This window comes from Streptomyces sp. NPDC032745, assembly GCF_055579465.1.
Genome location: NZ_JBVING010000009.1, coordinates 125,882 through 138,918, shown reverse-complemented (window position 1 = coordinate 138,918; position 13,037 = coordinate 125,882). Strand labels below are relative to the sequence as shown.

The window sequence follows — 13,037 nt, the reverse complement described above, 5'->3', positions numbered from 1 at the left end:
GGCCCTGATCGCGTGCCCCGTGCATACCGTGTCCTCGGGCCGCCCCATGGCACGAAGCGGTGACTGCGTCACGTAGGCCGAGGCGGTCGTCTGGTCCTTGGCGAACCACCCGAGGCTGTCGGGACTGAGGTTGGGAGCCACGGCTTTCCAGCTGGTCTCTCCTGGCAGCAGGAAGGGACCGACGGTGTAGGCCATCTGAGAGTTGCTCGGCGGGTAGCTGAGCACCACGGCTGCCGCTGTGCCGTCCTTGGCTGCGCCTTCCTTGTCATTGATCCAGATGGTGAAGTGCTTGCGCTGGGTTCCCTTCCGCCAGTAATCGTCGATGGTCAGCATGATCTTGTCTCCCCCGCCCCAGGCGACGGAGTTGCAGCAGTCCAGTGGCCCTCTGAGCTCATCGCGGCGGCCTCCGTCGGTGGTCATGAGGGCTCTGCCTTGGTACGTGCGGCCGTTGGGGTGGCACATGTGCGGCGTGTGGCGTAGTCCCCCGCTGCGCCGGCCGCTGGAGCGGGCAGGAATGGCCAGGCCATCCGCCTGCAGGTGAGGAGCTGATGTCCCGTGCTGGAGCGCACCCGGCGCAAGAAGCGCACCGAGATCACGTTCGTCCTACCCGTCGGCCACCCGGCCGGTGAGGTCAGCGTGGTCGGCGACTTCAACGACTGGCGGCCCGGAGCCCACCCCCTGACCGAGCGCCGGGACGGGACCCGCGCCGTCACCATCGCCTTCCCGATGAACGAGCAGCACGGCTTCCGCTACCTCGCCCACGACGGTCACTGGCTCGACGAGGAGGAAGCAGACGGCCACGACGGCCGCAACAGCCTCCTCCACACCTGAACGCCGCACCACAACGGCCCCGCCCCCGCCCCCAGAGAAGTGGAGAGACCCCGTGACTGCAGACATGTGGAGCTACAACCCGGAGTCGCACTACAAGCCCGGCACCCGCCTGATCGGCTTCAAGGTCGAAGCCAGCGACGGACACATCGGCAAAGTCGACGAGCACACCGAGGAGGTCGACGCCTCCTACCTTGTCGTCGACACCGGACCCTGGATCTTCGGCAAGCACGTCATGATCCCCGCCGGCACCATCGCACGCATCGACCTGAAGGAAGAAGAGGTCCACGTCAACCTCACCAAGAACCAGATCAAGGACTCCCCCGACTACGACAAGGACGAGCACCGCGGCGACACCGCCTACCGCGACCAGCTCAGCCTGTACTACGGCCACGACCACAGCTGACCTTGCGGCAACGGTTGCAGCTGCGGCCCCCACCACGCAGGGGTGCCGCAGCACGCGCCGACCGTCCGCCCCCACAAGAGGGGCGGGAACGGATGCACGAAATCAGCAGCCGAGCACAGTCCTGAACGCGCCCCCATTCCACCTCACGGACCACGTTGACCGCGAGCCTGGCCCGGGCCCGGCATGCCGAGGAGGAGTTCGGGTGCGCCCTCCCGAACGGGAACCGCGGATTCCGGGTGACCTGGACCGCGGGCCGGGGCGGCGGCACGGAGCGCCGCCTCGACCCGGCGGTTGCCGGTCATGGTCGACGTGACGGCGGTCATGGTGAGGAGGAGGCCGGCGGCGGCGTAGAGCGGGGTGCGTACGTCGTAAGTGGTGGCCAGCCAGCCGCCGAAGAAGGCGCCGAACGGGGCGGCGCACATGGCGAGCATGCGGGAGGTGGAGGCGACCCGGCCCATCAGATGGGCGGGGACGATCGCCTGTCGGAGGGAGGGGCCGAGCACCATCGTGGCGCCCACGCCCGCTCCGCAGACCGCGAGCGCGAGGCCGGCGACGTACGGGTTCGGGGCGGCGGCAAGGCCCAGGATGGCGAGTCCCTCGACTGCGGCCGTGCAGGTGAGCGCGGTGCCGGTGCCGAGTCGTCGGCCGAGGAGGGAGGCGATGCCCGCGCCGAGCAGACCGCCGGTGGCCTCCGCCGTGAGGAGCAGGCCGAAGCCGAAGGTGTCGATGCCGAGACGGTCGTGCGCGAAGAGGGCGAGTACGGTCTCCACGGCGATGAAGGCGACGTTCCCGACCGCCGGACGCAGCGCGAGTCCGAGCAGCAACTGATCCCGGAACACGTACGCGGCGCCGGCCCGCGCCTGTCGCAGCAGCGACTCACGGGCCTGCGGTACGGGCCGGGGTGCGGCAGGCAGCGACCGTACGAGCAGTGCGGAGAGCGCGAAGGAGGCCGCGTCGGCGAGCAGCGGAACCGCCCGCCCGAGCGCGAGCAGGGCACTGCCCGCGGGCGGCCCCGCGAAGCCGGACGCGGCGGTCTGGGTGCCGCGCAGGCGGGAGTTGGCGCGCTCCAGGAGCGCGGGGTCGCGGCCGAGCAGATCCGGCAGATAGGCCGTGGCGGCCGTGTCGAAGAAGAGTCCGCCGAGGCCGAGGAGGAAGGCGACGGCCGCGAGCAGCGGAATGCTCAGCACGTCGAGCGCGGCCGCTGCCGCCGGTATCGCGAGCAGCACCGCACGCGCCGCGTCCGTGACCCACATCGTGCGCCGACGGTCCCAACGGTCCACCAGCGCACCGCCGAGCACCCCGAAGAGCAGCCACGGCAGAGTTCCGGCGGCCGTGACGACGGCGAGCGCCATCGGGTCCCGCGTCAACGTCAACGCGAGCAGCGGCAGCGCGGCATGCAACACCCCGTCACCGAGCGAGGACACCGTCTGAGCGGTCCACAGCCGCCCGAACCCGGTCGGCAACTTCCGTAGGTCTGAAGTCACTTGACGTCCCCTTCGCCCTGCGCGCGCGGTGCCGGATGGAACAGCGCGAAGACGAGTGACGCGTCCGGCAGCGACGGATCGGACAGCTCCCGGTACTCGTCCGCCAGTGCCTGCAGCCGCGCCCCCAGCTGCGCGAACTGCTCCTCGGTGAGCCGCAGATGCGCCATCCGTACGTGCCGCTCGCCGTCCACCGGCGCTGCCTCCAGATCCGCCACCGCATGCCGCATCAGCACATCCGGCCCTCCCTCGCCCCGATCCGGCAGCACGATCGACCGCGCGGCCATGGCGTAGTACCGCTCGGTGACCCCCCGGACCTTCCGCGTTCGCACCACCTTCACCAGGCCGGCCCGCTCGAGCAGCCGCACGTGGTAGCTGGAACTCCCCTTCGCAAGGCCCACCCGCTCGGCGATCTGCGTGATCGTCGCGGGCTCGAAGCGGAGCACGGCCATGATCCGGTGGCGCGTGAGATTGGAAACGGCGCGTAGCTGCTCGTCAGTGGTGACGTGGAACGTCTGGGGAAGATCATCGGTAGGCATGCCTCCAATGGTCAACACTTCTTGACCATTGGGCAAGGGGTTTTTGTTCGGGCTTCCGGAATCGGCTGTCCAGCACGTGAGGCCTTCGCTCCCGCGCCCTGCTGGTTCACCGGCCGACAGCCTTCGGCGCGCACCCGCACCGTGCGCGGCCAGCGGCTCAGGCAGCGGAACGGCCGCCTTGCGGACAACGGATAGGTGCGCGGTCAGTCTGCGATCGGTCCCGCGAGGCCGACGTTTGCTTCGTACAGGCTCTGGTGGCCGATCGCGTCCCAACCCAGGAGACACTGCGCGGCGCTGCGCCATCCGCACGCAGACACCGCCCGGAAGGCCTCCGCGCGCGGACGGCGGGCCTGCCCGTCGTAGGCCGGGACTTGGCCGCTTCGGATCAGTTGACGGTGACGGTGTAGGTGATGCGTTCGGGCGCCTGGGAGGCAGTGGTCGCCCCCGTGGTGGGTGTGGCGGACGGCCCAGTCGTCTCGGGGGGCAGGGTGGAGGTGTTGCCCTGGCAGGTGGTGAAAGTGCAGTGCAGCAGCGTGAACCGAGTGGTCCCCTTGCTCTTGGCCTCGAACGTGAAGGTGAGCCGGCCGCCGCCACCGGCCACCGCTTTGTCGCCGGAGTCCGACGCGTAGACCGGGGTGCGGCTGACGAGTACGGAGCTGTCGGGCTCGGGGTCGACCAGGTACCAGTACTCGCGGGTGGAGGCGTTCTGGTCGACGGTCAGCGTGAAGCGCTCGCCTGGCTCGGCAGTGATGCTGGTGTCTTTCACTGGGCGGCTCGTGGAGCCGCCTGCCGATTCGTCGGTGCCGGAGCCGCAGCCGGTGGCCAGAGCGAGGAGCGCGGCCGTCGCGATCGCCGCACCGCCCCTGCTACCGCGGAAGACATGCGCTGTACGCGTCAGGGAGATCACTGTTGCAAGCCTTGCCCATGTAGCCGTTGATGAAGTCGTCCTCGCTGACCCAGGTGATCGAGACCCAGGGGTCGGACACCCGAAGCATGTCACCCTCCCGGGCGATGATGGTCATCGCGTGGGCGCCCTCCGCGCCCGAGACGTCGACAGGCACCGGTGCCCCGGTGCCACCGCCTTCTCGACTTCGGCACGGCCCGCCCTGCGTTCGGCGGCGCTGTTCAGGTCTGGCACTCGGCAGCCGTCCCCGGCCAGGCTCCTGGGAAAGTGGAACCGCGCATACGCGACCGGCCTGCACGACCTTCAGGGAAAAGGCGGCACGTATGCGCGGTTCACTGGCCGAGGACCGGGGCTGTCAGTCACGTTTCACCCGCGCGCCACCCGCGCCCTCAACCCAGGCAGTCACCACGTAAAGAAGGCCGTGAGGGCTATGTCCCACCGCCCCTGGAACCAGTTCGCTCGATGGTCCTCGCACAGCGCCCTGGATGTCACCGTGCGACAGGCAGCCGGGTACGCCTCCGCGCGAGTGCCACGCAGCGGATGCGGCCGCCGGGGTGCCACTCCATCGCGGGCGAGGCGGCCCCGTGCTCCTTCCACCTGGACGCCGGGACGCCGGGACGAAGCCACCACAGTCATGCCGCGTGCACCGGCGCTGCTCCCCGACACCAGCATGCGCAACCTCGTGCCGGACCACACCCGACGTAGCCGTACCCCGCACACGAGCAGGCCACGACGACTCCACATACGCCCGGCCCCCACGCGAGGGCCTGGTCGCGGGGTCAGTCCCACTGCTCGTCGGCGAGAGAGGTGACCGGCTGGGGCTTGCCGATGACCGCCAGGGCGATGAAGAAGTTTATCTGGCCGATCGCGATGGTGAGGGTGGCGAGGGCCTTCTCGTCGTAGTGCTTCGCCACCTCGGCGTACAGCTCGTCGGAGACGCGTTCCTTGCCGTGCGGGGCGGGCTGGAGGGTGGCCTCCACCAGGGCGAGGGCCGCCCGCTCGGCCCCGGTGAAGTAGGGGGCGTCCTGCCAGGAGGAGACGGCGGTGATGCGCTCCTCGGACACCCCGGCCTTGCGGAGGAAGGCGGTGTTCAGGATGGTCAGGTACGTGTTGCCGACGATCTGCCCGGCACGCAGGTGGACCAGGCTCATCGTGCTCCGCGGCACCGAGCGGTTGCCCGTGGCGCGGAAGAGGGCCGCGCTGACGTCGGCTAGCTCGGGGACGAAGTCACCGGGGTTCGGCATCCGCGAGATGGAGGTGTTCGTCATGGCTGCTCTCTTTCAGGTCACCGTGTTGGCGTCTACACAGCACTGACGGATGGGCCCGCGGAAGTGTGACAGGGCCGGCGGAGATTCTTTCCGGCATGCTCAGAGCGCTTGCCGGCAGCCGGGCCATTCGTCAGGACCGTCAGACCGGGCGGCGCGGTCCGCTCCGCGACGCAGACCGCTCCGTTGCGCAGGATCATCGTGCGGGTGGCGCCGAGCCGGTAGCGGAGGTCAGCGACGGCGACGAGGCGGCCGCCCGCAAGGACTTGGTCCCCGATGCGCAGTTCGGTGGGCGGGCAGTCCACCGCCACATGTCCCGGCGGAGCCCGCACCGCGCCCGGCTCGCGCTCCGCTGCCGGCCGTCTCCCCGCCCTTTTCACATGCCACGGTGCGGGCGGATCCAGTGGAACCCACCGGTGTCCGTGAAGCGCACCACGAGGGAGGACGGGTAGACCCCCGACAACCTCGCCGTTGCCCTGCCGGTCACGGTGGAACACCGCTTCACCGACGCTGAACCGGTCGCCCGTCACTGGTGGCCTCCCTGCGCGCAGCGCTTCATGAGCACTGCATGTCGGTGGCGACCGTCCCGCGCAACGGGCCGGTCGCCGTATCGCGGCGCTGCACGTAGCCCCGGCACTGCGCGCAACTGCACCGCCGCCACGCGACGGACGGGCCGTCCGTCCGTCCGTCCGCCCGACGACAGCGTCCGCCGGGTCCTGGCCGAGTGGTACGCCACGGCCTTCTCCCGGTACGACATGGAGGAGCTGAACATGCTCCTCCACGTTGACGCCACGCTGTGCCTGCCCCCGTAAAGCGAAGTGGATGCGTGGTGTCCCCGACATCCACGCGTGGCTCACCGGCCCCGCGATCGGCTACCGCGGCTCGCGTCTCGTCCCGACCGTGGCGAACGGCTCCCCCGGCTTCGGTCAGTACCGCCCCCACGCGGACGGCGCCGGCTACGTGCCCTGGGCCCTGGGCCCTCCAAGTCGTCGAATTCCGCGACGACCGGATCAGCGGCATTACGGCCTACCGTGACACCGGCCGCCTTTTCTCACTCTTCGGCCTGCCGGGCCGCCTGGGCGAGGTGTAGCACGACGCAGCGCTCGAGCCCGAGTACGCGGCGGCGTCCTCGGCGAGGGTGTGAGCGACGACGGGCCGAGGCGGGAGCGGCCGTCGACCAGCGGTTAGCGGTTCACTGGGACGAAGCCAGGCGTGTCGTCACCGCGCACAGCCACAGCAGGCCAAGGCCCGCTCCGGCTGTGAAGGCCAGGACGAAGACGGTAGAGGCCGCGAAGCCGGCGAGGACGGCCTCTGGTACATCACCCCCGGAGGCTTCGCGCCTCGGGCGATTGCTCCTGCACCCGCTGGGTGAACTGCCCCGGCCGCCTCTTGTGGTCCGACAACCTCCAAGACCTTGCCAGTACGCACGTTTTCGATCGTGTACAAGACGTGCCCGTACTCCTGGGGCCGCCACGCCCAGCCCGACCGCCTGGTCCGCACCCTCGCCCACCTCGGAGTGCAATGGGCGCAGTAGCGGACCGGCCTGCGATGATGACGGCGTGCCAGAGCCAGGGACCACTGCCGTCGTCATTGTCTTGCCCGATGCCGCCCCGCTCCTCGATGCGGCGTGGCGTATCGACCCGGCTCTGGTGCGTCGTGGGCTGCCGGCGCACGTCTCGCTCCTCTACCCGTTCGTGCCGGAACCGGCGCTGACAGGTCAGGACGAGAAGGCCGTGCGTTCCCTGGCAGCGAGTTTCCCTACAGCTGATCTGCTCTTGGAGGAGCTCGTGACGGCGCCCGGCTTCGTCGCCGTCACCGTTCCGCAACTCCAGCCGATCGTCGATGCGTTCCACGCCCAGTGGCCGGGATTGCGCCCGTACAGCGGCCGCTTCGGGGCACGGCCCGCCGCCCATGTCACGGTCGCTATGGGTGCAGACAACCCAACGACTACCGCCCAAGTCCGCACTGCGATCGGCAGCCTCCTGCCTCTGCGCACCCGTACGGCAGCGGTCCAACTGGCGGTGCTGACGGAGGAAGGCTGGCAGTCGCGGTTCACCGCGCCACTCGGCGTCCCGGACGGGCTGTGAACCCCACCCGCCAATCCCCCCGAACCGTCCCGGCTGGCTGCCGGGACGGAGCGAGAGCGCGTACGGGTCGGGCTCAGCGGGTGCCTGCGCTCCGGCGCCGACGGAGCACAGCGGCCCCTCCCACCAGGGCGAGTGCCGCGCTGGAACCGCCGGCAAGGAGCAGGGTGGAGGACGAGGGGTCGTCCGCCTTGCGCTGGGGGCTGTAGCCGCTGGAGTAGCCGTTGGTGTCGTACTCCGAGCCGGGCAGCTTGTCGGCGTAGCGGGCCTTGACCAGTTTCTGGTAGTCGCTGAGCGACACCGACGCCTGGCCGCCGAGGCCTTGCCGGGCCTCGTCGTTGAGTGGCTCGACGGTGGTGAGCTTGAGCTGGTACCAGCCGCGGATCTGTGGCTCGGTGAAGACCAGCGTGCCCAGGGTGGCCTTGCCGGCGTATGTGGCGTCGCTGTCGCCGTCGCGGATGGCCGCCAAGTGCCAGCCGCCGCCCTGAGTGGGGGCGAGCATGACGGTTGCGTTGCGGCCGTTGACGGTGGTGCTGAGCGAGGAGACCAGCTGCGTCAGCTTGACCGCCTCGGTGGGCAGCGGTTTGGCGGTGCCCGCTACGAACCCGGGGGTGATCTCGTTCCGTGCCACCGGGTCCTTGATCGTGAAGACCGGGAGGTCCTGGCAGGGCTCGGCCGTTTCGGGGATCGTCTGCACCGGCCCGCCGGCACCCCCGGTGGGCACCGGAGTGCGCAGGAAGCGGCAGACCGCGTTGCGCACGTCGGTGGACTTCACCGCGTCGAGGGCAGCCTGATAGTCGGGGATGTCTGCCGGGAGAGGGTCCTTGGCCGGGACCGCATGGGCCGGACCGAAGACGGACAGCAGCGCGGATGCACTCAGTGCGATGACGATGGACAGGCGGGAGAAGCGAGAGCCCGTCCGCTTGCTGGACATTTCGGTGTCGCGCATGTCGCCTGCCTTAGCGGGAGATGCCGATGCGGGAGTGCGTCCACTTGGACGAGCTGTTGCTCACGTAGTCGTTGTAGTTCCACCACGTGTACGTGGTGGTGTCCGGCCACGGATCGGCCACGGCGATCGTGTTGTTCGACGTGTCGAAGCCGTAGACCACGTTCATGTGCCCGCCACCGGACGTCCACCCGATGCGGGCACCGATCGGCCGGGCCGCCTTGACGTCGGTGTACACCTGGTTGAACGTGGCCGCGCTGTTCAGGCCCGAGCCGGTGTGGGCCATGCCGAGGCTGCTCCAGCCCCTGGCCATGTCGTCGAGCGTGGCGGGCTGGTTGTTGCAGCCGTAGTAGGGCTGGGCCCGGTTACAGAAGTCCGTCTGTGTGGAACCTAAGCCCTGGAACTTGGCGATGGTCAGCCCGGAGGCGACCCAGCACCACTGGGTCTTCTCCTGCTTCAGCATGCTGATGGTGTCCTGGCCCGCTTCCGCGTGAGCCGTGCCGCCCGCGGCCGCGAGCGATCCCAAGGCGGCCAGCACGATGGCCGACGCCGTGGTTCCATACCTGAATTTGCCCATGTTCCTGCCTTCCCCCTGATGGGTGCAACGAGATGAGCGGGGCGATCTGATGCGAATATGACAGCGCAGCGTTCCGAAGGCATAGGGCGTTTGCATCAATTCAACCCCTACTGATTACTTGTCATGTAATCACGTGAATAGCTGCTGTTCTGTTTGGGGCAGGCGTTATCCCGTGATGCACGGATGTGAAGCCGGGCGCTGCCGAACGCGGCTAACCGCTGCGCCTCCGCAGCCCCACCATCACGGCGTTGGCGATCAATTCACCAGGGTGAGTGGATTAATTCAACGGAGAAACGATCCACCGGTGCGTCGGCCGTGCGGCTCGGCCGGCGCCGGCTGCCGATGCCGGCGCCGTACGAGATCCCGCGCGGCGGCGTCTCTGCAGCAGGGCGTAGCGGGTCAGACGGGTGCGGGCGGCGTCCTGACTCGCCTCTCGCTGCGGTCTGTAGCCAGATGACTGCGGATCGGCTAACTTCCCTGCTAGTAGTCGTGGCTCCGAAGTCTGAGCGCCCATGGTTCGCATCGCGGGCGTCGTGCTGTGCAGCAGTGTCCGAGGACCAGGGCGATCACCTCACCCAGGGGTACTGACAAGCCAGTACCCCGCGATCCTCGACAGGGGAAACACATGGCCACGGGCACCGTGAAGTGGTTCAACGCGGAAAAGGGCTTCGGTTTCATCGCGCAGGACGGCGGCGGTCCGGACGTCTTCGTCCACTACTCGGCGATCAACGCCACCGGCTTCCGCGAGCTCCAGGAAAACCAGAAGGTCAACTTTGACGTCACCCAGGGCCCGAAGGGCCCGCAGGCGGAAAACGTCACCCTCGCCTGACCGGACACCTCGGCGCCCCGCACTCAAACGCAAAACGGTGCGGGGCGCCTTGCCGTACCCGCGACAAAGAGGGTGTTCCGCAACCGGCCAGGTGCACGCGGCGATAGATGGTGTGGCCAGCACCTGGGGACTGCGGCCGGACTCCGCACGACGAAAGGCCGTTGCCGGAGACGTCGGATGCACGGTCATTCATGCGGGCACCTTGCAGGGGCTGGCCGCGCCACGCCGCGATCACCCCGTCGGCAGCCAGGCTCGGGCGTAGGCCACCGGCCTCGCAGGGATGCGGGTGCCGTGGGCGCTTGCCAGAAGAGCGATGATGCTCACGCCGCGACCGTGCTCTTCCGGTGCGCAGCTGGTGGTCCAGTCCAGGTGCCCTGGTCGTCGGCGGGGCCGCCGTAGCCGACCTCGATGCGAAGGGCGCCGTCGCTTCCGGGGCGCTGGAGCTGGAGGGCGACGGGGGCAGGGCGTGTTCGACGGCGTTGGTGACGAGTTCGGAGACGACGAGCAGTGCTTGGGCGGTGGTCTCATCGTCCACGTCCCGTCCATCGAGAACGGCGGTGGTGGTGCGGCGGGCTGTGCCGGCGGACGCGGGGTGGTGCGGGAGCTTCCAGACGCAAGGGCGCGGGTCGGCCCGTGCGTGGGTGGCGGGCTGTGGTGGAACGGGCGTCGGGGCGGCCGGGGAGGGGCCGTTTCGATGTCGGTGCTGGCGTCCATGGCAGGCTCCTGCCCTGAGCAGCGAGGAGCCGCGCCGGGCTCCGGGCCCGCACCGGAGCCGGCGACCCGGCCCCGGGTGCGGGCGCATCGGGGGTCGGGTCGCAGGGACGGCCGGTGGTTCGTCAGGCGCGGCAGCGCAGCATTTCCAGCGGGGGGTTGGCGTAGAGGTCCGCCCAGTGGTCCGCGCCGAACTCGCGTACACCGGCCTCGGACACCTCCACCGGGACCCAGGTCAGCTCACTGAATCCGGCCGCCTTCAGGCAGTCCTCGTAGACCTCGCGGCGCGGACGGTTGGCGACGAACGAGACGGGCGGGTCGAGCAGCGCCGTGGTCCGGACCTGCGGTCCGGTCTCGACCTCTTCGCCGGTGAGCTCGCTGCGGAAGCCGTACTTGTCCGGGGACGGCCCGTCGAAGCGGAAGTCGGGCGACTGGTTGAGCACGAACAGCTCGGCGCCGGGCTTCAGGCTCTGGTGGATGTTGCGGCACATCAGCTCAGTGGTGGCGATGTCCGGTGCGTAGTTGAGCAGCTGGACCGCCAGGCCCACGTCGAAGGGCTGCTCGAAGGTCCGCAGCGCGGACACGTCGCCGACCTCATAGCGCACGCCCAGCGGGTCGTGCTCCTCCAGCTTCTGCGCCACGGCGACCATCTCGCCGGAGATGTCGATTCCGAGCACGTCCGTGGCGCCGCGTCGCTTGAACTCCCGGCTGTAGAAGCCGGTGCCGGAAGCCAGGTCGAGGATCGACTTGCCGCTCACGTCCCCGACCAAGGCCAGGAAACCGGGCACCACCGCGTACTGCTCCAGAGGCAGGGCCTTGAACCCCTCGTACGCCTCACCGATCTCGTCGTACTGCTGCTGCGCACTCATCGTGCCGTCCTCCCCGTGTGTTTCACCATGTCAGCGGCCCCGGCCGCCCGCGGTCGGGGCGGGCCGCGGCCTCTGGCTGGCAGTCTCTCCCAACCTGGCAGACCGTCAGGCTTGTCGGAAACCACAAAAATATCGACATTGCCCTGGGCTGCCGCACAGGCGAGGGTGTCCAGGAGGTCCAGCGTCTCGTCCACGCCGGGGCGCAACGGCACCTAAGGGTGCGGCCCGGGACCCTGGAACCCGCCGAAACCGAGGCGGAGGCAACCGCGCTGGCCGTCTGACAGAACCCGTGTATGTGGGGGCTCGGCGAAGCCAGCCTGACCAATGCACGGAAATCACCTGGGGTGTTGGCGCGGTGGAGCAGCAGTTCACCGCGGGAGGCGACACCGAAGCAGCGGGCGAGCGGGTCGTTCGATGTGAGGGCGGTGGTTGCCGGCATCCGGCCCGAGGCCAAGGACGGATTCCTGCTTGACGAAGTCCCCTGGGGGCACTCCCCGCTGGGGATCATGTCATGGAGGCCGTTCACCTGCTGCACGCGAATGAGGACAGTTCCGCCCCGTCCGCCAACGTCCGGCACGTCGCGAAGGTCGGATCGGTCCGCCACTCGCCCACGTCACGCCACCCCACCGCCGAATCGGAGCCGATCATGCCCGAGCGGACCGACATCGGTGCCGACGCGGTGCGTTCGCACCGCAGGGCGGACACGAGGCCAGCCAGCCGTGCGGGCAGGTGATCACCAGGCCACCCTGTTCGAAGGCGGACGTTAAACGACAAGCTGAGCGCGTCATGCGGCTGGGGGCGCGGCGTCGGCGTCGGTAGCCACGGCGAGGGTCGTGTCGCTGGTCATCGCTGGTCATCGCTGCGTCCGGCGGGTGAGGCGGGCGCGGCGGGCGGCGGCGAGGTCGAGCACATCCTCGATGGCGGTGCGGCGCGGGCTGGCGAGGTTGACGGCGTGGCTGTGCAGCATCGAGACCAGGTGCCGGCCGGCCGACGGGGCTTCGGCGGGGATGCCTCGGTCGAGGGCGGCGTCGAGCATGCCGGCGAGCTCGCGGGTGTGTTGGGCGAGAGCGGCGGCGGCGTGCCGCGCGGCCTCGGCGGGGCGGTGGCGGCGGGTGAGCTGCTGGGCGAGGGTGGCGAACGCTTCCCCTGGCATGGCGGCGAGAAGCTGCTCGGCGTCGAGCTCGTCGGCGAGGCGGCGCAGCATGGCGGCGGCCGTGGCGCGCGGGAGGTTCGAGCGGACGTCGACAGGACCCTGGTTCGGAAGAGTGACGATCAGGCGGTGGGTGTCGAGGGAAGCGTGAGTGACGACATCGGGGGTGCGGGGCACGGGGGCAGCGCTCCTGGTCTGTGGGTCGAGGTATTGCGAACGGGCGCGGGAGGGGTCGCGACCGGTCGCGGGGGCCAGATCGGGCACCCGTGAGCTGTGAGGCTGGGGCCCATGAGTCGTGTGCCGGGGCCATTGGTGGCCGTATCCGGCGCTCTGGGGCTGTCGGCGGGTGCGGGGCGGTGTGCCCGGTGTCAGGCGAGCAGGGCGCGAGGACCGCTCCTGTGAGCGGTCCACCATCGAGGCGTCCCCACTCGATCGAGGCGCCGGTCTT

The 13,037-nt window shown here is 69.7% G+C and carries 14 protein-coding genes; 4 read left to right on the top strand and 10 right to left on the bottom strand.

The window, feature by feature from the left end:
* The first annotated feature begins 555 nt into the window (after window positions 1-555).
* Both ACZ5WG_RS23785 and ACZ5WG_RS23780 read left to right on the top strand, forming a co-directional pair.
* Window positions 556-831 carry an isoamylase early set domain-containing protein gene (locus ACZ5WG_RS23785; RefSeq protein WP_468725726.1) on the top strand — a complete coding sequence of 92 codons (276 nt, stop codon included), beginning with the start codon at window positions 556-558 and terminating at the stop codon, window positions 829-831.
* Window positions 832-883: 52 nt separating this feature from the next.
* Entirely contained in the window at window positions 884-1,234 is a 351-nt protein-coding gene (locus ACZ5WG_RS23780) for a PRC-barrel domain-containing protein (RefSeq protein ID WP_468725725.1), read from the top strand.
* A 143-nt stretch (window positions 1,235-1,377) separates the two neighbouring features.
* On the opposite strand, the gene ACZ5WG_RS23775 is transcribed toward ACZ5WG_RS23780, so the two are convergent.
* The 5 genes from ACZ5WG_RS23775 to ACZ5WG_RS23755 all read right to left on the bottom strand — a co-directional run bounded on the left by ACZ5WG_RS23775 (window position 1,378) and on the right by ACZ5WG_RS23755 (window position 5,426).
* A complete protein-coding gene (locus tag ACZ5WG_RS23775; RefSeq protein ID WP_468725724.1) occupies window positions 1,378-2,718 on the bottom strand; it encodes an MFS transporter in 1,341 nt (446 codons plus the stop codon).
* Window positions 2,715-3,254 carry an ArsR/SmtB family transcription factor gene (locus ACZ5WG_RS23770; protein ID WP_468725723.1) on the bottom strand — a complete coding sequence of 180 codons (540 nt, stop codon included), beginning with the start codon at window positions 3,252-3,254 and terminating at the stop codon, window positions 2,715-2,717. The genes ACZ5WG_RS23775 and ACZ5WG_RS23770 overlap by 4 nt, the downstream gene beginning before the upstream one ends.
* A gap of 385 nt (window positions 3,255-3,639) precedes the next feature.
* Window positions 3,640-4,020, bottom strand: a complete 381-nt coding sequence (locus tag ACZ5WG_RS23765; RefSeq protein ID WP_468725721.1) for a protease inhibitor I42 family protein — start codon at window positions 4,018-4,020, stop codon at window positions 3,640-3,642.
* Between the two features lie 100 nt (window positions 4,021-4,120).
* Window positions 4,121-4,315 carry a hypothetical protein gene (locus tag ACZ5WG_RS23760; RefSeq protein WP_468725720.1) on the bottom strand — a complete coding sequence of 65 codons (195 nt, stop codon included), beginning with the start codon at window positions 4,313-4,315 and terminating at the stop codon, window positions 4,121-4,123.
* A 622-nt stretch (window positions 4,316-4,937) separates the two neighbouring features.
* The gene (locus ACZ5WG_RS23755; protein ID WP_468725718.1) at window positions 4,938-5,426 is read right to left on the bottom strand and encodes a carboxymuconolactone decarboxylase family protein; all 489 of its coding nucleotides are present in this window, start codon (window positions 5,424-5,426) and stop codon (window positions 4,938-4,940) included.
* A 1,556-nt stretch (window positions 5,427-6,982) separates the two neighbouring features.
* On the opposite strand from ACZ5WG_RS23755, the gene ACZ5WG_RS23750 reads away from it, so the two are divergent.
* Complete coding sequence (locus ACZ5WG_RS23750; protein ID WP_468725717.1) at window positions 6,983-7,510, top strand: 2'-5' RNA ligase family protein; 528 nt, start codon at window positions 6,983-6,985, stop codon at window positions 7,508-7,510.
* 73 nt (window positions 7,511-7,583) lie between these two features.
* Here the strand turns inward: ACZ5WG_RS23750 and ACZ5WG_RS23745 are convergent, their stop codons facing one another.
* Together ACZ5WG_RS23745 and ACZ5WG_RS23740 are read right to left on the bottom strand one after the other, a co-directional pair.
* Window positions 7,584-8,456 carry a hypothetical protein gene (locus ACZ5WG_RS23745; RefSeq protein ID WP_468725715.1) on the bottom strand — a complete coding sequence of 291 codons (873 nt, stop codon included), beginning with the start codon at window positions 8,454-8,456 and terminating at the stop codon, window positions 7,584-7,586.
* 10 nt (window positions 8,457-8,466) lie between these two features.
* Window positions 8,467-9,030 (bottom strand): papain-like cysteine protease family protein, encoded by a 564-nt coding sequence (locus ACZ5WG_RS23740; protein ID WP_387290568.1) that lies wholly within the window; start codon window positions 9,028-9,030, stop codon window positions 8,467-8,469.
* A gap of 625 nt (window positions 9,031-9,655) precedes the next feature.
* Between ACZ5WG_RS23740 and ACZ5WG_RS23735 the strand changes: the two genes are divergently transcribed.
* On the top strand, window positions 9,656-9,859 hold the full coding sequence (locus ACZ5WG_RS23735; RefSeq protein WP_468725713.1) for a cold-shock protein: 204 nt from the start codon (window positions 9,656-9,658) through the stop codon (window positions 9,857-9,859).
* On the opposite strand, the gene ACZ5WG_RS23730 is transcribed toward ACZ5WG_RS23735, so the two are convergent.
* From ACZ5WG_RS23730 to ACZ5WG_RS23720, 3 genes are all read right to left on the bottom strand, one after another.
* Window positions 9,846-10,661, bottom strand: a complete 816-nt coding sequence (locus tag ACZ5WG_RS23730) for an ATP-binding protein (RefSeq protein ID WP_468725711.1) — start codon at window positions 10,659-10,661, stop codon at window positions 9,846-9,848. The genes ACZ5WG_RS23735 and ACZ5WG_RS23730 overlap by 14 nt on opposite strands.
* A gap of 34 nt (window positions 10,662-10,695) precedes the next feature.
* On the bottom strand, window positions 10,696-11,439 hold the full coding sequence (locus ACZ5WG_RS23725) for a class I SAM-dependent methyltransferase (protein ID WP_468725710.1): 744 nt from the start codon (window positions 11,437-11,439) through the stop codon (window positions 10,696-10,698).
* 853 nt (window positions 11,440-12,292) lie between these two features.
* On the bottom strand, window positions 12,293-12,766 hold the full coding sequence (locus ACZ5WG_RS23720; protein WP_468725708.1) for a hypothetical protein: 474 nt from the start codon (window positions 12,764-12,766) through the stop codon (window positions 12,293-12,295).
* Between the last annotated feature and the right edge of the window lie 271 nt (window positions 12,767-13,037).

Coding starts and splice junctions, on each gene's coding strand:
- ACZ5WG_RS23770 (WP_468725723.1), bottom strand. CDS start 3,254: ATGCCTACCGATGATCTTCCCCAGACGTTCCACGTCACCACTGACGAG.
- ACZ5WG_RS23755 (WP_468725718.1), bottom strand. CDS start 5,426: ATGACGAACACCTCCATCTCGCGGATGCCGAACCCCGGTGACTTCGTC.
- ACZ5WG_RS23745 (WP_468725715.1), bottom strand. CDS start 8,456: ATGCGCGACACCGAAATGTCCAGCAAGCGGACGGGCTCTCGCTTCTCC.
- ACZ5WG_RS23740 (WP_387290568.1), bottom strand. CDS start 9,030: ATGGGCAAATTCAGGTATGGAACCACGGCGTCGGCCATCGTGCTGGCC.
- ACZ5WG_RS23735 (WP_468725713.1), top strand. CDS start 9,656: ATGGCCACGGGCACCGTGAAGTGGTTCAACGCGGAAAAGGGCTTCGGT.
- ACZ5WG_RS23730 (WP_468725711.1), bottom strand. CDS start 10,661: ATGCGCCCGCACCCGGGGCCGGGTCGCCGGCTCCGGTGCGGGCCCGGA.
- ACZ5WG_RS23725 (WP_468725710.1), bottom strand. CDS start 11,439: ATGAGTGCGCAGCAGCAGTACGACGAGATCGGTGAGGCGTACGAGGGG.